This is a genomic window from Clostridium sp. UBA2485 (assembly GCF_002341865.1).
Lineage (GTDB): Bacteria > Bacillota > Clostridia > Clostridiales > Clostridiaceae > Clostridium_J.
This window is the reverse complement of sequence record NZ_DDOV01000045.1, coordinates 94046-116233: the sequence shown is the minus strand read 5'-3', so window position 1 is coordinate 116233 and position 22188 is coordinate 94046. Positions and strand designations below refer to the sequence as shown.

The 22188-nt window shown below is 28.8% G+C and carries 20 protein-coding genes; 2 read left to right on the top strand and 18 right to left on the bottom strand.

Annotated elements, in window-relative coordinates:
- Positions 1–5: 5 nt before the first annotated feature.
- From upp to B3603_RS08600, 10 genes are all read right to left on the bottom strand, one after another.
- On the bottom strand, positions 6–635 hold the full coding sequence (gene upp, locus B3603_RS08645) for a uracil phosphoribosyltransferase (protein ID WP_291563401.1): 630 nt from the start codon (positions 633–635) through the stop codon (positions 6–8).
- A gap of 12 nt (positions 636–647) precedes the next feature.
- Positions 648–1097, bottom strand: coding sequence for a ribose 5-phosphate isomerase B (rpiB, locus tag B3603_RS08640; protein WP_291563361.1), 450 nt, complete (start codon positions 1095–1097; stop codon positions 648–650).
- A gap of 57 nt (positions 1098–1154) precedes the next feature.
- Complete coding sequence (locus B3603_RS08635; RefSeq protein ID WP_291563358.1) at positions 1155–1607, bottom strand: low molecular weight protein arginine phosphatase; 453 nt, start codon at positions 1605–1607, stop codon at positions 1155–1157.
- Positions 1608–1713: 106 nt separating this feature from the next.
- A complete protein-coding gene (locus B3603_RS08630) occupies positions 1714–2763 on the bottom strand; it encodes an L-threonylcarbamoyladenylate synthase (protein WP_291563355.1) in 1050 nt (349 codons plus the stop codon).
- Between the two features lie 347 nt (positions 2764–3110).
- Entirely contained in the window at positions 3111–3836 is a 726-nt protein-coding gene (locus tag B3603_RS08625) for a ZIP family metal transporter (RefSeq protein WP_291563352.1), read from the bottom strand.
- 205 nt (positions 3837–4041) lie between these two features.
- A complete protein-coding gene (locus tag B3603_RS08620; RefSeq protein ID WP_291563349.1) occupies positions 4042–4614 on the bottom strand; it encodes a hypothetical protein in 573 nt (190 codons plus the stop codon).
- A gap of 195 nt (positions 4615–4809) precedes the next feature.
- A complete protein-coding gene (gene prfA, locus B3603_RS08615) occupies positions 4810–5886 on the bottom strand; it encodes a peptide chain release factor 1 (RefSeq protein WP_291563347.1) in 1077 nt (358 codons plus the stop codon).
- A 188-nt stretch (positions 5887–6074) separates the two neighbouring features.
- Positions 6075–6926: a peptide chain release factor N(5)-glutamine methyltransferase gene (gene prmC / locus B3603_RS08610; protein WP_291563345.1), complete on the bottom strand. Its 852-nt coding sequence runs from the start codon at positions 6924–6926 to the stop codon at positions 6075–6077.
- On the bottom strand, positions 6901–7809 hold the full coding sequence (locus B3603_RS08605) for a DUF1385 domain-containing protein (RefSeq protein ID WP_291563411.1): 909 nt from the start codon (positions 7807–7809) through the stop codon (positions 6901–6903). Before B3603_RS08605 ends, prmC begins: the two co-directional genes overlap by 26 nt.
- Before the next feature lie 256 nt (positions 7810–8065).
- Entirely contained in the window at positions 8066–8665 is a 600-nt protein-coding gene (locus tag B3603_RS08600) for a thymidine kinase (RefSeq protein WP_291563342.1), read from the bottom strand.
- A gap of 409 nt (positions 8666–9074) precedes the next feature.
- Between B3603_RS08600 and rpmE the strand changes: the two genes are divergently transcribed.
- Positions 9075–9284: a 50S ribosomal protein L31 gene (rpmE, locus tag B3603_RS08595; RefSeq protein WP_291563339.1), complete on the top strand. Its 210-nt coding sequence runs from the start codon at positions 9075–9077 to the stop codon at positions 9282–9284.
- A 140-nt stretch (positions 9285–9424) separates the two neighbouring features.
- On the opposite strand, the gene rho is transcribed toward rpmE, so the two are convergent.
- Entirely contained in the window at positions 9425–10888 is a 1464-nt protein-coding gene (gene rho / locus B3603_RS08590; protein WP_291563336.1) for a transcription termination factor Rho, read from the bottom strand.
- Positions 10889–11342: 454 nt separating this feature from the next.
- On the opposite strand from rho, the gene B3603_RS08585 reads away from it, so the two are divergent.
- Positions 11343–13046 (top strand): methyl-accepting chemotaxis protein, encoded by a 1704-nt coding sequence (locus B3603_RS08585; protein WP_291563334.1) that lies wholly within the window; start codon positions 11343–11345, stop codon positions 13044–13046.
- Positions 13047–13349: 303 nt separating this feature from the next.
- Here B3603_RS08585 and B3603_RS08580 read toward each other — a convergent pair whose 3' ends face one another.
- The 7 genes from B3603_RS08580 to B3603_RS08550 form a co-directional block, all read right to left on the bottom strand.
- Positions 13350–14957 carry a CTP synthase gene (locus B3603_RS08580; protein ID WP_291563332.1) on the bottom strand — a complete coding sequence of 536 codons (1608 nt, stop codon included), beginning with the start codon at positions 14955–14957 and terminating at the stop codon, positions 13350–13352.
- A 449-nt stretch (positions 14958–15406) separates the two neighbouring features.
- Positions 15407–15817 (bottom strand): DUF1934 domain-containing protein, encoded by a 411-nt coding sequence (locus tag B3603_RS08575; protein WP_291563329.1) that lies wholly within the window; start codon positions 15815–15817, stop codon positions 15407–15409.
- A gap of 12 nt (positions 15818–15829) precedes the next feature.
- Positions 15830–16813 (bottom strand): tRNA 4-thiouridine(8) synthase ThiI, encoded by a 984-nt coding sequence (locus B3603_RS08570; RefSeq protein WP_291563327.1) that lies wholly within the window; start codon positions 16811–16813, stop codon positions 15830–15832.
- 592 nt (positions 16814–17405) lie between these two features.
- Positions 17406–18437 carry a D-alanine--D-alanine ligase family protein gene (locus B3603_RS08565; RefSeq protein ID WP_291563325.1) on the bottom strand — a complete coding sequence of 344 codons (1032 nt, stop codon included), beginning with the start codon at positions 18435–18437 and terminating at the stop codon, positions 17406–17408.
- A gap of 380 nt (positions 18438–18817) precedes the next feature.
- The gene (gene spoIIR / locus B3603_RS08560; RefSeq protein WP_291563324.1) at positions 18818–19492 is read right to left on the bottom strand and encodes a stage II sporulation protein R; all 675 of its coding nucleotides are present in this window, start codon (positions 19490–19492) and stop codon (positions 18818–18820) included.
- A 306-nt stretch (positions 19493–19798) separates the two neighbouring features.
- A complete protein-coding gene (locus B3603_RS08555) occupies positions 19799–21076 on the bottom strand; it encodes a Ger(x)C family spore germination protein (RefSeq protein WP_291563322.1) in 1278 nt (425 codons plus the stop codon).
- The gene (locus tag B3603_RS08550; RefSeq protein WP_291563320.1) at positions 21066–22169 is read right to left on the bottom strand and encodes a GerAB/ArcD/ProY family transporter; all 1104 of its coding nucleotides are present in this window, start codon (positions 22167–22169) and stop codon (positions 21066–21068) included. Before B3603_RS08550 ends, B3603_RS08555 begins: the two co-directional genes overlap by 11 nt.
- Positions 22170–22188 lie beyond the last annotated feature (19 nt).

The window sequence follows — 22188 nt, the reverse complement described above, 5'->3', positions numbered from 1 at the left end:
ATTAACTATTTTGTTCCGAAAAGTCTATCTCCTGCGTCTCCAAGACCTGGTACTATGTATCCTCTATCGTTTAATTTTTCATCAAGTCCTGCTAGATATATATCAACCTCTGGATGAGCTTTGTGAACAGCTTCTACTCCTTCTGGTGAAGCAACTAAGCACATAAGTCTTATATTCTTAGCTCCTCTTTTCTTTAATGCAGAAATTGCATCTATAGCTGAGCCACCAGTAGCTAGCATTGGATCTGTTACAATTACATCTCTTTCCTCTATATCCTGCGGTAATTTGCAGAAATACTCTACTGGCATTAATGTTTCTTCATCTCTATACATTCCTATATGACCTACTTTAGCAGCTGGTATAAGTTTAAGCATTCCATCAACCATACCTAATCCTGCTCTTAATATTGGAACTATCGCTAGCTTCTTTCCTGAAAGCATTTTACAAGTTGTTTTACATATTGGAGTTTCTATCTCAACATCTTCAACTTGTATGTCACGAGTAACCTCATAAGCCATAAGCATAGCTATTTCTTCAACTAGCTCTCTAAAGTCCTTCGCACCTGTATTTTTATCTCTTATAATAGCTAATTTGTGTTGTATTAATGGATGTGTTATTTGTATTACTTTACTCATGAATTTTGCCTCCTACTTGTTGTATTTTTTTTCTATTTCTGTAATTTTATCAATTCTGTTTTGATGACGATTGCCTTCAAATTTAGCATCTAAGAAAGTATCAACTATATCAAGAGCTAAGCCCTTGCCAACAACTCTTTCCCCTAAAGCTAATATATTTGCATTATTATGCTCTCTTGTTGCATGAGCACTAAAAGTATCACTACAAAGAGCTGCTCTTATTCCTGGAACCTTATTTGCAGCTATACTTATTCCTATACCTGTACCACAAATTAATATTCCAAAATCAAAGTTTTTAGCTGCTACTTCCTCAGCTACTTTTAATGCGTAATCTGGATAGTCACAAGAGTCTGATGTGTTAGTTCCAAAGTCCTGCAATTCATGTCCCTTAGCTTGTAAATGCTTTATGATTTCATTTTTTAAGCCTAATCCACCATGATCACTACCTAATGCTATTCTCATATTTGCACCTCCGAACTTCATTGTTTTCTATTTATTATTATAAAAAAAAGATATTAGTTAAATACTAGTATCTTTTTTTATTTTCTCAATAAGTAATAGAACATTCTCCTCTAATTCATTAAAGGTTTTAGAATATATGTCAATATCTCCTCCAAAAGGATCAATTACATCTCCTGACTTTCCTATATACTCATTGAAGGTAAATACCCTGTCACTAAACTGCGGTACCTCCGTAGTCAAATAAGTTTTCATATAGGTTGTCATAGTTAAAACTAAGTCAGCTTGTTCTAATATATCAATATTCAATTGAACTGCATCTCTACTGCTAATATCAATGTTATACTTATCTTTCAAAAGATTTGAGGTATGTATTGAGGTTTTAGAAGAAGGATTAATAAATAAACCTGCTGAAATTGCAGATACATTTTCTAATTTGCAATGATGATTGAAAAACGCTTCTGCCATATTACTTCTACAGGTATTTCCTGTACATATAAATAATATCTTCATAATTACTCCTCCTTTTAAAATTTATATAATCATACTAAATAATCTTAAAGTAAGTCAAAAGTTCGCTATAACTTTTATTCTTACCCTTTAATCTCAATTCTTTTAATCATAGATTTATTATATCAAAACCAGCACTTTTGTTTAATCTATTCATTATTGCAAGGCCTACGCCTTCTTCTGTAAATGCCTCACAAAGTATAACATCAACATCACTATGATCAAAACTTCTTAAAACTTTAAATAGGTTTTTTGCTACATCCTCTAAATTTTTTCTACTTCCTAAAGATACCACGGTACCTAGCTTATAATTTTCTATAGTTTCATCTGTAGCTATTACTCCTACCTTTTTATTATTTTCTATATAATTTAACATCATTTCGTTGATTTTTGCAATAGTTTTTTTAATATCTCCATTAAATACCTTTACTGGAGCCTTAGGTGCATAGTGTCTATACTTCATTCCTGGCGCTTTAGGCTTAAATTCTTTTGTAGGTTTTGAAGTTATAGTAGGATCTATATAAACATCTTTATCAATCTCTCTAAGCATTTCTATAGTTATACCACCTGGTCTTAGCATACAAAGTGGTGATGATGTACAATCTACAATAGTAGATTCTAAACCTACTTCACTTCTATTGCCACCTAAAATGTAATTAACCTTCCCACCTAAATCTTCTATACAACTCTCTAAATCAGTAGGACTAGGTCTACCTGAAATATTAGCAGAAGGTGCTGCTATAGGAGTATTGGATGCCTTTATAAGCTCAAGTGCTATTTTGTTTGATGGCATTCTTATACCTATAGTTGAAAGGTTTGCACTTGTAGTCTCTGGAATCATATCACTTTTTTCAAATATTATAGTTATTGGTCCTGGCCAAAACTTATTCATTATTTTTTTAGCAACCTCTGGCACATTTTTGACATAAGGAGATATATCAAAATCTGCTACATGAACAATAAGAGGATTATCTTGAGGACGGCCTTTAGCAATAAATATCTTTTTTACTGCTTCACTATCTAATGCATTTGCCCCTAATCCATATACAGTTTCTGTAGGAAAAACTACAGTTCCTCCATCTTTTATCACATTTCCTGCTTCCCTTATTATATCTTTATCTATATTTTCTTCAACTAAATTCGCAACCTTTGTTTCCATATATTTATTCTCCTAAATTTTCTATTGTTTAAGGCATCTAAAAGAAAATAATAAATCAAAGATGTAAGTCTATTTTACATCATACAAGGCGTCAGTCTCTGCTCATAGTGGTGCTATGGTCAGGTTCTGACAACGCAGTATGATGGAAAATAGGCTAACATACTGGTCTATTATTTTTTTGAAGATACCTTAGGCATCTGAAAGAAAATAATAAGTTAAAGGTGTTAGTCTATTTTATATCATACAAGGCATCAAGCTTCACTCATAGTAGTGCTATGGGCGGGTTCTGTGAGCGTAGCATGATATAAAATAGGTTAACATACTGGCTTGTTATTTTTTGAAGATGTCTAAATTACATTTAACATTATAAATCCTAAAACTATACCACTAAGTATTGATAAAGTAGTAGTAAAATCATCTGTTAGTTCATTACTTTCTGGCAACATTTGACCAAAAATAACATAAAGCATTACACCACTAGCAAAAGCTAGGCACTTTCCTAATATTGCTTGTGAAATGGTTCCTAAGATAATTCCTAGCCATGCTCCTATAGCTGTTGGCAATGCAACTAAAAAAGCGTAGAACAATATTTTAGAAGGCTTAACTCCTGAAATAATAAGAGGAGTCGCCATAGCAAGTCCTTCAGGCATATCATGGATTGAAATCAATATACTCATCTTTATACCTAAATCTGCTTCTTTTAAAAAACCAAATCCCATAATAAGCCCTTCTGGAAAATTATGAAGCATAATACCTAATGCCATTAAAAAAGCAACTTTCATATGTGCATCTTTATGAAGGCTTGTTTCCTTACTTAGCATATCCGTTAATAATATAATTATTATGCCAAACAAAACAAACAACAATGTATTAATAAATCCATTATAATTTAAAGCTTCTGGTATTAGCTCTAAAAAAACTATGGATACCATAATACCTGTAGCTACTCCTAAAATTGTTCCCATCAATTTTTTAGAAGGATTCTTTATAAAGACTCCTAGTGCTGCACCTAAAAGTGTTCCCGCAAGCGATACTAAAGCAGAAAATAAACCTACATAAATTACAGTTTTCATGTGTGTCCCCCTAACCCCATGACAATTAATAATTTACGATTACTAATACCTTGTTTATAATGTATCTTTAAAAGTACTTAGTTAGTATATTAGTCTATTTTAGACTTTGATATAAAAATACAAATTAGATTTTTAAATGTAAACTATAAACCATCATTACCAATTCTATTACTATCAATTTATTTTAGGTTAGGGAAATTTATTCTTATCTTCTGCATTCTTTTATTATTTCTACTGCACTGTCAGTGAAAATTGCATTTACACACATCTTATATAAATACTCAAGTAAAATATACTTTTTAATTCCACCCTTTCTAATTATAAAGTAGAAATAGGGGTCTTCCTCTAGCAATCTTACCCTACTATAGTATTTTGCTACTGTACGTTGTTTTCGCAAAAATTTAGGGCCTATTTGATAAATCCTTTTATTTCTAAATTTTGATTTGGTTATAATCATAATATTAAAATATTTATCACTAGGAATAGCATGAACTATTGCAATTTTATCTATTATGATGTTATATTTATTTTTTAATATTCCTGTCTCAATAAAAAGCCTATCATCTTTTTGTTCAAACTCTAAATAATTTTCATTATATCTTATTAACATAGCTTGAAATATTAAAAATTCCGTTACTAATAAATATATAATAAAAAATATATTGAACTTTTTAGAGTAAAATAATACCACTGGTAATAAAATGAAAATAAAGCCCATAGACAGCATAAACCTTTTATAAGATTTTTTTTGCTTCTTAAGAGCTTTATTTATGTCCATAATCTCACACTCCATAATAATAAATTAATTTAGCTAATTAAAACATAACAATTTAATAAACATATTGTTATCAATATTCTATTATATAAACATTAAATTAACTCTAAAATAGTTATTTATAATACTATATAATAGTAAGTTAAAATATCCTTCATAAATACTACATAGTTATTTTTTCAAGATATCTAATTATATTTAATTATTATTTCCCATTGCTTTCATTTTTTCTGCTTGATCAGTTGTGATTAATCCATCTAACATCTCGTCTATATCTCCATCAAGGAACGCTTCTAATTTATATAGTGTTAAACCTATTCTATGATCTGTTACTCTTCCTTGAGGATAATTATAAGTTCTAATTCTTTCACTTCTATCCCCTGTACCAACTTGACTTTTTCTGTCTTCAGCTATACCCGCAAGTCTTTCAGCTTCTGCTGCTTCAAATAATCTAGCTCTTAATATTTTAAGTGCTTTTTCTTTATTTTTAAGCTGAGATTTTTCATCTTGGCATGATACTACAAGCCCTGTTGGTAAGTGAGTCATTCTTACTGCTGAGTCAGTTGTATTAACGCATTGTCCACCGTTTCCTGATGCTCTAAATACATCTACTCTTATATCATTCATATTAATTTCAAGATCAACATCATCAACTTCAGGAAGTACTGCAACAGTAGCTGTTGATGTATGAATTCTTCCGCTTGACTCTGTATCTGGAACTCTTTGTACTCTGTGAACTCCGCTTTCGTACTTAAGCTTACTATAAGCCTTGTCACCTTTAACCATGAATACAATCTCTTTGAAACCACCAATATCAGTTTCATTTGCACTCATTACTTCAACTTTCCATCTATTTCTTTCAGCATATCTTGTATACATTCTAAAAAGATTTGCAGCAAATAGTGCAGCTTCGTCTCCACCAGCTCCTCCTCTTATTTCTATAAACACGTTTTTATCATCATTAGGATCCTTAGGTAATAATAAAATTCTTAGTTCTTCTCTTAATGCTTCTATTGATTCATTAAGTTCTTTTATTTCTTCTTGAATCATCTCTCTCATTTCTCTATCTGATTCTTCATTTAACATTTCTTTATTAGTATCTAAATCTTCTAAAGAGGTTTTATATTGTCTATATTTTGTTACAACAGCTTCAAGATCAGAATGTTCCTTACAAAGCTTTTGCCATTCTTTTTGGTTAGCCATAACAGATGGGTCACTTATTTTGTTTGAAAGTTCATCATACTTGTTTTCAATAAAATCCAATCTATCTAACATAAAATTATCACTCCGTATAATCAATTTAAATTTATCTAAAATCTAGTTTAATCTATCGTAAACACTTACATACTATTATTCTACATCATATCATTATACCAATAAAATAATTTGTTTGCAATTTGTGAAATAAAAATTTCACTGTGATATCTTAAGTAAAATAATTAGCAAAATATACTAGAAGTTCTCTAAAATATTTGACCAATTACAACCCTATCATTTTGGTATAAATCTTTTAAAGAATAGATATTTTCAAACCCATTTTCCTTTAAAATTTTTATCACTGCTTCTTTCTGGTCATGACCTATTTCAAAGGCTAAATATCCTCCACTTTTTAAAGTATATTTACTTTCTAAAGTAATTGTTCTATAAAAATCTAAACCATCATCTCCACCATCTAATGCTAAATGAGGTTCATAATTTTTAACATCCTCCATTAAAGCTTCAATTTCATCCTTTCTTATATAAGGTGGATTAGAAACTATCATATCAAAGCTTTTCTTTTCTTCTATTCCTTTATTTAATAAATTACTATAGTAAACCTTACATCGCTCTCTTACCCCTAACTTTTCTATATTCTTTTCTGCTACTTCTAACGCTACTTCGCTTATATCATAAAGAATAACATTTGAATTGCTTATGTAATGTGCAATAGAAATTCCTATTGCACCACTGCCTGAACAAACATCACATATATATTTAAGATTATTTTCTTTTATAATTTTTATACATTCTTCTACTAATGTTTCCGTGTCTGGTCTTGGAATTAAAACCCCTTCTTTAACATGAAAATCTAACCCCATAAATTCTGAACTTTCTAGTATGTATTTTATAGGCATTTTTTCACTTCTAAGTTTTATAAGAGATAAAAATTCTTCTTCATCTTCTTTAGAGACCTCAATATCCCTATTCATCATTATATACAGTTTTTCTACCTTCAAAACATGGCAAAGTAAAAGATTAGTATCTATCATGTAACTTTCAATTTGATTATCTTTTAATATTTCATAACCTTTAGTTAATAATGCTGCTATTTTCATAAGCTACCTCATCTAATACCTTATCTTCTATTCCTTCTGCTTCCTTTAGAGCTTTTATTGCTACCTCTATCATTTCTAAATCTGGTTCTTTAGTAGTTAGATGTTGAAGCATAAGTCCTGGTTTTGCAATAATTCTTGATAACTTACTTTCACTTTTCCCCAAAAATCTTATAATTTCATAAGTTACACCAGATACTATAGGAAGCAATAATAGTCTAGAAATAATTCTTTGTGATATTGATTGCCAACCTGTTAATGAAAATATTAATATACTTATAATCATAACTAGAAATAAAAAGTTTGTTCCACATCTTGGATGTAATCTACTAAATTTTTTAGCATTTTCTGGTGTCAACTCTTCTCCACTTTCATAGCAGGCAATTGACTTATGTTCTGCACCATGATACATGTAAACCCTTTGTATATCCTTCATTTTTCCTATTGCAACAATATATATAAAAAATATAGTTACTCTTATTATTCCTTCTACTATATTTAATATTAGAGGAGTATCTTTTATATAGTTTTTGGTAACATTAGCTAAGAAGGTTGGGAGTATAAAAAATAATAGTGTTGCAAACCCAAGAGATATTATCAATGAAATTCCAAGTATTATATCCTGTCCTTTATCCTTAAAGGTTCTTTCAAACCATTTATCAAATTTACTTTCTTCCTCTTCTTCTGTTTCAAATAATGATGCTGAATAGTTAAGGCTTTTTATTCCTATAATTAAAGATTCAATTAAAGATACAAATCCCCTTATTATAGGTAGAGATAATAGCTTATTTTTTTTGGTATTACTTACATAACTTTCACTTTCAACTTTAATTTCTCCGTTAGTAACCCTCACAGCAGTAGCTATGCCTTTAGCTCCTCTCATCATAACTCCTTCTATTACAGCTTGCCCTCCTACGGAAGTCTTTCTTTTTTTTAAACTTAAATCCTTATTCACATAAACACCTACCTACCTAATTATTTGCTTCATTTTAAAATATTTAGATTATTTTATAGAATTAAGATTTTACCATACAGTATGATATAAAATGTACTAGAATATCAACTAATTATTTTTAAGATATCCTATTTTAAAAAATCAATTTAATATCTCAAGTTTAAATATGCTTCTAATGGATATTTAATTATTTTTCTCTCTCATACTTATCTTTATATTCAAAATAACATTTTGGGCAAAGCGCCTCATATTCTACATTATCTTCTTTATCTATAGCAATCTGTTCACCTTCAAAAACAAACTTTCCATTAATCATTCTTCCATTTAATAGAGCTTTCTTACCACAATTACAAATAGTCTTTAATTCTTCCAAACTATGTGCTAAAAGTAATAATCTCTCACTTCCTTCAAAGCCTCTCATTTGGAAATCCGTTCTTAATCCATAGCATATAGTTGGTATATTCATTTTAACTGCAATCTCAAAAAGTTCATCAATTTGTTTAGACTTAAAAAATTGTACCTCATCTCCTAAGATACAATCTATAGGACCATTTTCTTCTATATATCTACCTATTTCATCATATAAATTTACATCGCCTGGTACCCAAATGTCTGCTTCTCTTGTAACACCTAATCGTGAAACTACCTTATTTCCTCCTTTAGTATCAGTTTTAGGTTTTACTATAAGTACTTTCATACCTCTCTCTTCATAATTATGAGCTACCTGTAATAAGTTTGTTGATTTTCCACAATTCATAGCACCATATCTAAAATAAAGTTTGCTCATTATAATTACCTCCACTTTTTAACACAAAAACATAACTATACAGTTTATTAGCGAAAATTTAACTTATACATCATTTTAAATTTCATAAAAAATTCTTATTTATGAATTGAAAATTAAGAATGAAAAATACGAGTTACGGCTAGAACTCCATCGTCAAAGCCTTTGGAGTTTTCTTAATAAATTTTATTTTAAGTTTTCACATTGAATCTCTATATATTATGATGTTTCACTATTACAAAATCGTATAATTTATTTTAATCCATAATTGATTGTAAATCAAATTAAGCTTTAATAAAAATTGTTGGAAATTTCTACACTAGGCTCTAAATTTATTGACTTAAAGTTTTAAATTATGCTATAATCAAGTAGTTGACAATACGGGTAAGTATGTTCGAAAGAGGTGAAGATAATGAGAGAAGGAATACATCCAAATTACAATCATGATACAGTAGTTAAATGTGCTTGCGGAAACACTTTCACAACTGGTTCAGTAAAAGATGAACTAAAAGTTGAAATCTGTTCAAAATGTCATCCATTCTACACTGGAAAACAAAAGATTGTTGATGCTGGTGGAAGAGTTGATAAATTCATGAAAAAATTCAACATTAAAAGCGAATAGTAATGAATATATAAGGCAAGAAAATGTAATTTCTTGCTTTTATTTTTTTATGGACAAACTTATATATAAAAGTCGTGATAAGCTATCACGACTTTTTATTTCATAATGTAATGGACAATTTTTAATTGTTAAGATTCTATTTATTGTTTTAATAAATCTGTATTTTTACTTAGAATATCAAAAAAATCTTTATTGCTCTTAGTTTTCGATAGAAGATTTATAAGCTTTTCAGTTACTGCTTGAGAATTACCCTCATTATACATAAGCTTTCTAATACTATATGTAATCTCTAATTCTAATTTATTTAATAATAAATCTTCTCTACGAGTTCCTGACTTATATATATCTATAGCAGGAAATATCCTTCTTTCTTGAAGAATTCTATCTAAATGAACTTCCATATTTCCTGTACCTTTAAATTCTTCGAAAATCATATCATCCATTCTACTTCCTGTTTCCACTAATGCCGTTGCAAGTATAGTTAAACTTCCACCTTCTTCAACATTTCTAGCTGCACCAAAGAATTTTTTTGGCATTAAAAGAGCCCCAGTATCTAGTCCACCAGATAAGGTTCTTCCTGTTCTTGTTATTGTAAGGTTATACGCTCTTGCAAGTCTTGTTAAACTATCTAACAATATTACAACATCCTGCCCCTGTTCAACCATCCTTTTTGCTCTTTCAAGTACCATATATGCTACTTTAGCATGATGTTCTGGCTCTTCATCAAAAGTTGAATAAATAACATCTCCATGAATACATCTTTGCATGTCCGTAACTTCTTCTGGTCTTTCATCTATCAGTAAAACTATTAATTTGGTTTCTGGGTGATTTGCGGATATGCTTTGAGCAATTTTCTTTAAAAGAGTCGTTTTACCTGCTTTAGGTGGAGCAACTATAACTCCTCTTTGCCCTTTTCCGATTGGCGATATGATATCCATAAGTCTGGAAGATAAATCATTAGAATTGGTTTCAAGTTTGATTCTTTCTGTTGGATATATTGGGATAAGCTTTTCAAAAGATGTTCTTCTAGAAGCTTTTTCTGGATTTTCCCCATTAATACTTTGAACAAACAATAACGCTTTATATTTTTCGCCTTCTTTTGGTATTCTGACTTTTCCTTCTACTTCATCTCCAGTTTTTAAATTGAATCTTCTAATTTGTGATAGTGATACATATATATCATCTGGTCCACTTAAGTAATTGTTGGACCTTAATAATCCAAAATTTCCGTTATCACTTATCTCCAATACACCTTTTGCTGTGTCTGATTCATTTATTAACTCTCTAAGTCTCTCTTTTTTCTCTTGAACTGTTTCAATTTTTTCTTCCTCAAAATCTGTAGAATCTTCTTCTCTTTGAAGTTCCTTATTAGTTACTTCTACTTTACTATATTCAGGTTCTACTATTTCTTGTTCAATTTTATTTTCCTTAGGACTAATTCTCTCTCTTAAAATAATTCCCGATTTTTCTATTGATACTGGCGACACTTTTTTTATTTCTTGTATAAGTTCAGCTTTTTTAAACTTAGAAATATTTTTTATACCCAAGCTCTTTGCAAGTTCCTTAAGCTCGCTAAGATTCATTTCATCTAAGTCCTTACTCATGAGAATTTCCACCTCCGAATTCTTAAATTATCTATTTTAAGTACAAAATTATTCTCTATGATACATATGTAAATATTGTTAGGTTAAATTATATCCTATTTAAAGAGTTTTATCCATATTTTTCAAGAAATAATTGGAATACTTTTAATATGTATTATAAATACTTCATGTTTTATGTATTTCTAAAAAACAGCAACTATTAGTAAGGTTACAGTGCCTTATTATACATATACCATATATCTTTTGCAATATTTTTTCAAATGTTTTATTTGTTTTTTCTATTTTTATATTTTAAGTTTAATGATTTATCCTATTTTAATTATACTCTTTTTGTATTCAAAATAAATTTATCTTAAAAATATATTGCACTTCATTACATAATGTGAATAAAATGTAATTGTATTGTATACATTTGTTGGAACTATTTCTATTTAAGAGGGGGAAATAAAATAAAATGAAATTTAAAAAATTAAAGAATATCAAGATTGCTACACTTACCATAATACTAGTAATTTTATCTAGTATGTCTACTCTAATTTTAGGTGGAGATGGTACTCTAAGTATAAAAAAAATGAATGATAATTCTGTTAAATTATCTTCAAAGTCTATTACATCACTTTCTACTGTAACAAATATGAAGGCTAACTTTATAAATCTTAGACTTTATGTATTGAGAAATATAAATTCTTATAATGTTGATTTAGAAAATGCTCTAAATTCTCAAAAAAGTGATTTAGAAGATGAGATTAAAGATTACTTAAGTATAAATATGGACTCTACTGAAATGACTCTCTTTAGTTCATATAGAGATTTATTTAATGATTACTGGAATAGCTGGTTAGAAATTAGAAAAGATTTAAAGCAAGGAAAACCCATATCAAATAATAGAATAAATGATTTAAGTAAAATAGGAGATGATTTAGAAAACATATTAAATAAACTTAGACTTCACTTACTAGATAATGCTAATAATATAATTAATGAAAATAGTGAAGTGTATAAAAATACTATGATGAACTTTCTTATAATTCTATCAATAGTTATATTTATTAATATTCTAGCTTCTATATTAATAGTTTCAAGACTTAGAAAATCCTCTAAGGAAATGGTTGAACTTTTAGATGTATTTTCAAAGGGAGATTTATCTATAAAAATTAATGAGTCTAGAAATGACGAATTTGGAATGATGAAATCTTCATTAAAGTCAACTAAAGATAATATATGTGAGATGATTACTGTAATAAAAGATAAAGCTCAATATATAACTGACGCCTCTGAGGTGTTATCAAATATTTCTAAGCAGCTTTCATCTGCTTCTGATGGAGTGAGTGCTACTATTCAAGATGTATCAAAAGGAACTCTTTCACAGGCAGAGGATTTATTATATATCACTACCTTAATGAATAATTTAAATGATGATCTTAATAATATGATAGAATCTATAAAGGAAGTAGAACTTAATAGTTCAAATATTTATATTAAAGCAACTGAGAGTAATAAGGATATGGAGAATCTTAATTTATCCATGAAGAATACCTCTGAATCCTTCTCTAAGCTAACAAACATAATGTCAACAGCAGAAACATACCTATCACAAATATCTTCAATTACAGATTTAATTAATAGCATTTCAGAGCAAACAAATTTATTAGCCTTAAATGCTGCAATAGAATCTGCTAGAGCAGGAGAAGCAGGAAGAGGCTTTTCCGTAGTTTCTGATGAAATTAGAAAACTCGCTGAACAGTCTAAAACCTCATCTCAAAAAATCAGCAAGCTTATAGAAAATATTTCTATTGAGTCAAATAAAATGTTAAAAACTGCTGATGATATGAAAAATGAAATAGAGAACCAAAAATCAAATATAGATATAGCCATTGAATCTTTTAAAGAAATTACAAAATCCGTTGAAGAAATGAGTCCTAGAATTGTGGCTGTTAATAATAATACTATTAATATTATAGATAAAAAGGCTTCTATATTAGATAAAATCCATTCAAGTTCTGCTATTGCTCAACAAGTTTCTGCTTTTTCACAGGAAATAGTAGCTTCATCTGAAGAAACATCAGCTTCCTCCCAAGAAGTGGCATGCACTTCCCAAAATTTAACTTTTAAAGTTAGAGAAGTTCTAGATGAAGTAAATAAATTTAAGTTAAAATAAATATATTATCTCTTTTAGAAAGATATATACGGAGTCTGAAACTATATATCTTTTTTATTATGAGAAACTTAATTTAATTCACGATGCACAATACAAAATTCACAATTGTGGATATTTCTCAGCAGAAGCTGAGAAATTTAAAATTGATTCTGTTTGAAGTGACACAGTCACTTTTATTAAAAAATCTATTTAAAGAAATTAATTTGCAAAATTAATTTCAACCATAATNNATTGTCCATTTTCAATTCTCCATTGTTTTAAGTTCTCCTTATAAAATAGAAAATGGAAAACTTTTCATTTACCTTATTTTTCTTTTCCTTTAAGAGAAGCTCTTATAAAATTACTAAACAATGGGTGAGGTCTATTTGGTCTTGATTTTAATTCTGGGTGAAACTGTGAAGCTACAAACCATGGATGGTCTTTTATCTCAACTATTTCTACTAATCTTTCGTCAGGGCTTGTTCCACTTAATATTAACCCAGACTCTATTAATTGCTTTCTAAATTGATTATTAAGCTCATATCTATGTCTATGTCTTTCGTATATCACTTCATTATTGTAGGCTTCATAAGCTTTTGTATTTTTCTCTAATCTACAAGCATACAAACCAAGTCTCATAGTGCCACCTTTTTCATCTACTTCTTTTTGATCTGGCATTAAATCTATTACTGGATGAAGTGTTTCTGGCATAAGCTCTGCACTATTAGCACCTTTAAGCCCTAATACATTTCTAGCATACTCTATAACAACACATTGCATTCCTAAACATATACCAAGAAAAGGCACTTTGTTTTCTCTTGCATATTTTATTGATTCTATCTTACCCTCTACCCCTCTATCACCAAAACCACCAGGTACTAATATTCCATCTACATCTTCCAAGTACTCTTCTACATTAGTACTTGTAACTTCAGCCGCATTTACCCATTTAATTTCTATTTTAGCATCATTATTCAATCCACCGTGATTTAACGCTTCAACAACTGATATGTAAGCATCGTGCAATTCTACATACTTACCTACTAAAGCAATTTTAACATTTCTTTTCAAATTCTTAAGTTTATCAACCATGTCAATCCATTCACTATTATCTATAGAATTTGAATTTAACCCCAGTTTTTCACATACTAATGTATCCAATCCTTCGCTATGTAACATTAATGGAACTTCATATAAATTTTCAGCATCTAAGTTTTGTATTACCGAAGAACCTTGTATATTGCAAAATAATCCTATTTTATCTTTTAAATCATTAGAAATTTCTTTTTCAGAACGACAAACAATTATATCTGGTTGAATCCCTATTGATCTTAATTCTTTAACTGAGTGTTGAGTTGGCTTTGTTTTAAGTTCACCTGCTTTTCCTAAGTACGGAACTAAGGTAACATGTATAAAGCATACATTTTCTCTTCCAACTTCATATTTTATTTGTCTTATAGCTTCTAAAAATGGTAATGATTCTATATCTCCAACAGTGCCACCAATTTCAGTTATAACTACATCAACATCTTTTTCTTTTGCGACTCTATATACTCTATCTTTTAGTTCATTTGTTATATGAGGAATTACTTGAACAGTGCCACCTAAATAATCTCCTCGTCTTTCTTTAGAAATTACTGACCAATACACTCTTCCTGAGGTTACGTTATTATTTTTACTTAAGTTTTCATCTATAAATCTTTCATAATGCCCTAAGTCCAAGTCTGTTTCTGCACCATCATCAGTTACAAAAACTTCTCCATGTTGATATGGACTCATTGTACCTGGATCAACATTTAAATAAGGATCGAATTTTTGTATAGAAACTTTTAAACCTCTGTTTTTCAATAATCTTCCTAAAGAAGCCGCTGTAATTCCTTTTCCTAAAGAAGAAACAACTCCACCTGTAACAAATACATATTTCGTGTTCATAATAACTCCTCCTCACTAATTTTACCTATACATTAATTTACCAATATTTTATAATGCAAAAACAAAAATTCTAAAAATACGAATAATTTTTCTATTAAAACATGTTGACAAATTAAAATAGTTTGATTATAATAGAAATTACCCTATCGTATAATGGGATATTTGTATTTAAAAAACAAGTACTATACTATCATAATTTTTTGCTTTATGCTAGTGTTTTTTTGTTTTTTATTTTTATATATTTTNNAAAGGTGACATATGTCACCTTTTTTTTAATATATAATTTATTATTCATACTATATTTTTGTATTTTAATAACATTAATTAAAACTATAAAAGTATTTATCAAATTATGAAATATACAAGTTATCGCAATTAAAAATTCCTTTCATACTTCATTAATATAGTTGCATATATTTTTTTCTATTGTATTGTTTGTAAAATTCTTCTTATAATTTCTTAATATTTATATCTAATGTTGTATATAAAACTTCTTGTCCTTGGACTACCATCTCATATTCTATATGTATGTCACCGCCATCATTATTAACATCAATCTTTAAAGCTTTAGTTCTAAGTTTTAAAGATAATCCTCCATGAGGAGTACTATACAAAATATCTTCTTGATGATTTTTTTCAAAATTCATATTAGTAGTTATACTACCCTCTCTTATAAGAGAAAATTTTTCTTTTTCTATTTTTAAGATAGTAGTAGTACCTTCCATACCTGAAACTTCTGTTTCTTCATATTTTGCATGGAATACTCCTTCTTCTTCATAAAATACTCCTGGTGTTACTACCTTAATTTCTTCTTCATCATTTTGTTTACTATTTAAAGTTATTATAGCATTATCAACCATATCTCTTCCTCACTAATTAATTATATATTTTTCAAGTTCACTATCATTTACTGTTTTTACTTCTATTATATTACTTGAAGGCTTGCCATACTTCCCATATTTAACGGTAACAAACTCTTCATCTTTTCCTTTACTATAACGTGCTGTTGCTTTTGCTGCTAATTCTATATCGGCTTCTGTAGGCTCACCAATTATAACAACCATTGATCCTTTAAAATCTGCTGCTAAAAATATAGTATCATTCTTAGCTAAAAGGTCTTTTATAATTTCTGCTTCCTCAGCTGTTCTTGTAGATATAATCTTAGAGTTAGTACCTATCCTAAAATGTCTTCCTATTTTTAATAGTTCTAATTCCCTATCAGATGCATCTCCTTGACTTTCTAATATGTCCTTTAACCTTCTGGAATAGTTAGGTTCTGTAAGCTTGCAACCTCCTGCTGGCGATGGATACTCAACTATATTCCACTGCTTAGCAAGTTCCATTTGAACTTTTCTATTTCTCCCTTGAATATCTAAAAGATTCTCTCTGTTTACTAATTCTTTTTCTTCCATCTCTGTAGGCGGAAGATTTTTAGCACACAGTGGTCTTAATATTTTAGTACCTATTCCACTTTCATTTTTAACCTTATCTAGAGCACTTCTATTTTGAGACATAGGTCTTTGATTTAAAACCTCACCCGTTATTATAAAGTCTGCATTGAACTTTTCTAATAGTTCTCCACAGTATCTCATCATCATTGCATGACAATCTATACACGGATTCATGTTTTTTCCATATCCATGCTTAGGTTTTTTTACCATTTTGAAATGTTCTTCACTAAAATCTATTACTTCAAGTGGTATATCAATTTGTTTAACCATTTTTTTAGCATTTTCTTCATTAAAAAAATGTGATTTAAAGCAAATGCCGATAACTTCCACTCCTTGATCCTTTATTAGCTTTGCAGCTAATATACTATCCAAACCACCTGAAACCATCGCTAAAGCCTTTGTCATGTTCTCTCCCCCATTTAGTTCAATTCATAATTTGACATATCTTAGCTCACAACTTTTTTAATTCACAATTAAAATTCAAAATTCACAATTAAGGTTGAAATTAGTTTTAATCAAACTAACTTCTTTAATAGATTCTTTAATAAAAGTGACTGTGTCACTTTAAAAATAAATCAATTCTAAATTTCTCAGCTTTTGCTGAGAAATATCCACAATTGTGAATTTTGCATTGTGAATTCTACATTATTTAAAGTTCTCCATTGATTAAGGTACATGAAAATAAATAACAAGTAAAAGATACGACGGATATTTTGTATCAGATAAGGAAGCAGGTTCCACTGCTAGTAGAGCTATCAGTGGGTTCTGCTGACACAGTATGATGCAAAATAGACTAGCATACTGACTTGTTTATTTTTTCATGTGCCTAAAGGTACATGAAAACAAATAACAAGTGAAAGATGCGACGGATATTTTGTATCAGATAAGGAAGCAGGTTCCACTGCTAGTAGAGCTATCAGTGGGTCCTGCTGACGCAGTATGATGCAAAATAGACTAGCATACTGACTTGTTTATTTTTTTCATGTGCCTAAATATATTATCTATTATTTCTTTCCATTGCAAGCTCTATTAATTCACTAATTAAATCACTATAAGATAATCCTGTTGCTTGCCACATTTTAGGGTACATACTTATGTGAGTAAAGCCAGGAATTGTATTTACTTCATTTAAATATACTTCTTCAGTATCTTTATCTACTAAAAAATCTACTCTTGCCATTCCCGCACAATCTAGCGATTTATATATTTTTACTGACTGCTCTCTTATAAAATCTAACTTTTTTTCATCAAGTGCTGCAGGTATCAATAACTTTGAAGCTGCATTTTGATACTTTGCTTCATAATCATAGAATTCTTTAGCAGGTATGATTTCTCCTGGTATCGATGCTTTAGGATCGTCATTACCTAAAACCGCAACCTCTATCTCTCTAGCATTTAATCCTTCTTCTATTAATATCTTTCTATCATGTTTTAACGCTTCTTCTAATCCAGCTTCAAGCTCTTCTCTGTTATGAGCCTTAGTTATCCCTACGGACGATCCACTATTCGAAGGTTTAACAAATACAGGATATCCTAATTTTTCTTCTATTTTTTTTATATATTCATCCTTTGATGTTTTATAATCATAATTAGTTATAACTACATAATCAGCTTGCTTTATTCCAGCATGCTCTAATATATACTTTGTATATATCTTATCCATACAAAGAGCTGAACTCATTACCCCTGGTCCAACACAAGGTATATTAAGTAATTTACATAACCCTTGAACTGTTCCGTCTTCACCAAATTGACCATGAAGAACAGGGAACACTACTTCTACTTCTTTATTAAAAACAACTTTTTCTCCATTAGGGCTTTTATGAAACTCATCCTTTTCCCAATCTCCATTTTCAATATTATCTATTTTCCCTGAGTATTCAAACCATTTGCCATCTTTATTAATCCCTATTGGGTATATATCATATTTACTTTGATCTATATGTCTTAATACAGAAGAGGCAGATACTCTTGAAACTTCATGTTCTGTTGATTGTCCACCAAATAATACTGCTACTTTTCTCTTCATTTAACATCTCTCCTAAATTGAAATTCATATTATTATAATATTCTTTTGTTTTAATTTGGAATCTCTATCATAATTACTGCTACAATATAGTTTATTTATTTTCACTAACTTTATCAAGGAAAATTATTAAAATTGTATTTAACAATTAATACTTTTTAACTGAACTACATTATAAATTTACATATAATAACACTATTAAACAAGATTGTTAAATATTAATATATATAAATTAAAAATTACGAATGAAAGGCACAGCAGCATAATAACTAATTATTTTCTCAAATATGTGTAGCTTGCAATGTAAAAGAAAATAAGCCTAACTTTTTTTAGAAGATTAGGCTTATTTCCTATTTGTATTATTTATATTAAATTTGGGGAGTTTACTTAAACACACTTTCAAATATCTCAAAAACTTTAGATTTAATTACTATATTATTATCATTTGAGTTATCTATTAGATCTACACCTTGGTTGCCATTAACCAAATTATTTACTTTATTATACTCTTTTTCATTTAGAACCTCTTTCATTTGCTTTTCAGTTTCCTCATAAGCAATTGAACCTTTAGTAACATCTACAAAACAAAGCGGGGGAAACATTACACACCACCAATTTTGACCTTCTCCGCTGCCTATAATTATTCTATAAGCCTCATACTTTCCTTGTGGTAAAGTTATGTTTCCATAAGTTTTAATAGGAAAATATTCTTTTGATAATGTGCTTTCCACGTCATAATTATATCCATTCTCATTTATTACTTCTTTTGCTATGTTTAATATATTTTCATTTTCTATGTCTAATATTTCCCTTGACTCTTCAATAGATTTTGAATTATTTAATTTTGGTGATATATATTGTAAAACTCTATCTCTAATCTGAAGTTTTAACGCTTGGTCACTTTCATTATCACTATTTGCTATTACATGAAATCTTATAAGTTTATTAGAAATATCATCTATAGATACATCCGTTGCTTTAACAGAATTTGATTTATAAGCTGAAAATATTGTAATAATTATTGTTAAAGTTAATAAAATTGACATCATTCTTTTCATATTTAAATCCCCCTAATTGCTTTTTTATTGTTATATTACAATTATTTCCAGTTATATTTTTTCTATACAACCTTTTTTATTTTTTAAAACTTTATAGCTATTTGTCTAAATAAACATCTGCAAGGTAGTACTTTTAAAATTGTTATATATGTAAAAATAATTAATATTACTTAATATCATAACTGAAACTATTGATAATTATTCTAGGGGCGAACAGTGTCCCCCCTAGAATAATTCTTTTAAAGAAATTAATTTGAAAAATTAATTTCTACTATAATTGTAAATTTTGCATTGCGAATTGTAAATTTAATCCACTACCCCTACATTCATTATCTTATTATTTACATCTACAGTTATCTCAGCATTTTCATATAAGATATTCCATTTATCTTTTATTTCTGCCCATAATTTAGGTTTATATCTCTTAATATATTCTCTAATTTCTAGCGAATCAGCTTTTATATCTGTTTGGAGATTTTTTGCTACCTTCTCTAATTCCTTTTTCATCGACACATTTAAGTTTTCTTGAATCTCCTTAATATCTTTCTCATTTAAGAGTTTAGCCCCTTTATAATATCCCTTAATAGCCCCTTCATTTGTTATTTTGTAATTTACAAATAATTTCCCCTCTTTATAATCAACCTTAACTTTACTTACATTTTCATCTATATAATAATCAATTGGACGTCCATCTCTATACACAACTTTCTTCCCTGATCCTAACTTGCCTCTAATTATTTGAATATCTTGAGTTTCAACATCATTGACATATCCAATTATGCTAAAATCTCTAATTATTGCCATTCCTGAAAGGGATAAATCTTGTTTTGCTCTTAGCTCTTCTTTTTCATTTGTACTTTTCTTTTTCTTTTCTTGCATCATATCTGCTTTTTCTTTCTCTTTTTCTTTTTTCTTTCTTTCTTCTTCTGGTTCTTTTTCTTCTTCTAATACAATATAAGGCAGCATACTATCTTGCTTTTTTACATCCTCTAAATAATTATGTAAAGTAACAGGAATAATTGCTCCATATCTACTATTATTGCTCATAATACCTGAGATATAAGACTCTAAATTTTCTTCCATTGTAGGTTTGTAAGAAACATAATTTTTAGCCACATCTTTTACAATTACTATCATCATTGATCTATTTAAAATAGCATCTCTTTCTACATAATCAAATACTTCTCTTAATACTTCTGGATAACTAAATAGCCTATCACTTATAACTAATAATTTCGTATGTCCAAAATGTAATGCCCTACTGCTTTGAGCAATAGCTTTAAAATAAGTATCTGTCATAGAGTAACCACTAGTAGTTATGGCTATCTCCTCTGCAGTTCCTTTTTGTGGGTTCAGATTTCTTATATCAGGAAACCCATAAGTAACTTCAATAATCGATAATGGCTTTTCTGAAAAAGCTTCTTCTGATCCTATATGCTTTAGTTCTTTTACTCTATTAATATCTGCTCCTATATCTACTGCAATAGTTGATACAAAAGCTCTTCTATCTATTTCAACGTTATCCCAACAACCTGTTAAAAGTAAGCACATTATAAAAATTATGAAAAATTTTTTAACTCTCATTTTTTATGCTCCTTTTCTTTTTAAGTAAACTTATCAAATAAGATATAATAATAACCACAATTATAGATATTATAAAAATCATTTTAGACATACTAATATCTCCACTATGTGTTTCTATCATGCTCTCAGGATATAATGCAGCTATATAAATAACAGGTATAAATAATATTGATGAAATTCTTATATGTTCTAAATTTAAGACTTTCTTTACTATATAAGAAGAAAAATAATATGTATTGCAAAAAGTAGTAAAATAAAACAATACCCATAATGCCATAACCAATCCATCCCAACGCTCCAATATTCCGCTCCTTGTATTTATGGATTTAAGCATAGTTATTGTTGGAAATATTCGCTCTGCTGTTTGTTCAACAGATAAAGTAGAAATTACAAATATAAAAGTTACAGCATAAAATAATGCTATAAAAATACTACTACTTCTAAATATTTTAGTTATACTTTCTTTTTTTTTAACATGTGGAAGCAGTACAAACACTATGCAAAAACCATTGATTAAAAAAAGTATATCTAAAACTCCCTTTACATATGATATAGGCTTTTCCCTTAGCATTGGAAGTAACATAGTGAAATTTGCGTTTGGAATATTAAGTAGTAATATAAAAATAGTTGGAATAAACATAATCCAAAATGTAATTTCATTAAAATTTACTATATTCATAAGTCCGCCTCTTACCAAATAAACTCCTATGAAAATCATAATTACAATTATAAATTCCCTTGGCGTCTTTTGAAGTAAGTACATATTTATAACATCAGCAAAAATCCTAAGTGAAATAGATAATATATAGATCATTACCATTGCATAAGCTAGGGATATTATGTTTCCTAATATTCTTCCATAAGTATTATTTAAGATTGTTACAATATCTCTATAATCATTAAGTTTCATAAGATGGTTAATTATATAAAGAAGTAAAAATAATACTACTCCCATAATTAAAGCTGAAATCCAACCATCACGCCCTACAATCTTAGCAAGAGAAGATGGCCCATAAAATACTCCTATACCTATCATTGAAACTACTAAACTGGTAAATAATCCATGTTCTCTTATAAAATCATTATTCTTCATTTTCACTCCTCCAACCTTA

Bases quoted from the DNA above. Each gene is read 5' to 3' on its own strand.
- upp (WP_291563401.1), bottom strand. From the start codon at position 635: ATGAGTAAAGTAATACAAATAACACATCCATTAATACAACACAAATTA.
- rpiB (WP_291563361.1), bottom strand. From the start codon at position 1,097: ATGAGAATAGCATTAGGTAGTGATCATGGTGGATTAGGCTTAAAAAAT.
- B3603_RS08635 (WP_291563358.1), bottom strand. From the start codon at position 1,607: ATGAAGATATTATTTATATGTACAGGAAATACCTGTAGAAGTAATATG.
- B3603_RS08630 (WP_291563355.1), bottom strand. From the start codon at position 2,763: ATGGAAACAAAGGTTGCGAATTTAGTTGAAGAAAATATAGATAAAGAT.
- B3603_RS08625 (WP_291563352.1), bottom strand. From the start codon at position 3,836: ATGAAAACTGTAATTTATGTAGGTTTATTTTCTGCTTTAGTATCGCTT.
- B3603_RS08620 (WP_291563349.1), bottom strand. From the start codon at position 4,614: ATGGACATAAATAAAGCTCTTAAGAAGCAAAAAAAATCTTATAAAAGG.
- prfA (WP_291563347.1), bottom strand. From the start codon at position 5,886: ATGTTAGATAGATTGGATTTTATTGAAAACAAGTATGATGAACTTTCA.
- prmC (WP_291563345.1), bottom strand. From the start codon at position 6,926: ATGAAAATAGCAGCATTATTAACTAAAGGTTATGAAATATTAAAAGAT.
- B3603_RS08605 (WP_291563411.1), bottom strand. From the start codon at position 7,809: ATGATGAGAGGAGCTAAAGGCATAGCTACTGCTGTGAGGGTTACTAAC.
- B3603_RS08600 (WP_291563342.1), bottom strand. From the start codon at position 8,665: ATGAGCAAACTTTATTTTAGATATGGTGCTATGAATTGTGGAAAATCA.
- rpmE (WP_291563339.1), top strand. From the start codon at position 9,075: ATGAGAGAAGGAATACATCCAAATTACAATCATGATACAGTAGTTAAA.
- rho (WP_291563336.1), bottom strand. From the start codon at position 10,888: ATGAGTAAGGACTTAGATGAAATGAATCTTAGCGAGCTTAAGGAACTT.
- B3603_RS08585 (WP_291563334.1), top strand. From the start codon at position 11,343: ATGAAATTTAAAAAATTAAAGAATATCAAGATTGCTACACTTACCATA.
- B3603_RS08580 (WP_291563332.1), bottom strand. From the start codon at position 14,957: ATGAACACGAAATATGTATTTGTTACAGGTGGAGTTGTTTCTTCTTTA.
- B3603_RS08575 (WP_291563329.1), bottom strand. From the start codon at position 15,817: ATGGTTGATAATGCTATAATAACTTTAAATAGTAAACAAAATGATGAA.
- B3603_RS08570 (WP_291563327.1), bottom strand. From the start codon at position 16,813: ATGACAAAGGCTTTAGCGATGGTTTCAGGTGGTTTGGATAGTATATTA.
- B3603_RS08565 (WP_291563325.1), bottom strand. From the start codon at position 18,437: ATGAAGAGAAAAGTAGCAGTATTATTTGGTGGACAATCAACAGAACAT.
- spoIIR (WP_291563324.1), bottom strand. From the start codon at position 19,492: ATGAAAAGAATGATGTCAATTTTATTAACTTTAACAATAATTATTACA.
- B3603_RS08555 (WP_291563322.1), bottom strand. From the start codon at position 21,076: ATGAGAGTTAAAAAATTTTTCATAATTTTTATAATGTGCTTACTTTTA.
- B3603_RS08550 (WP_291563320.1), bottom strand. From the start codon at position 22,169: ATGAAGAATAATGATTTTATAAGAGAACATGGATTATTTACCAGTTTA.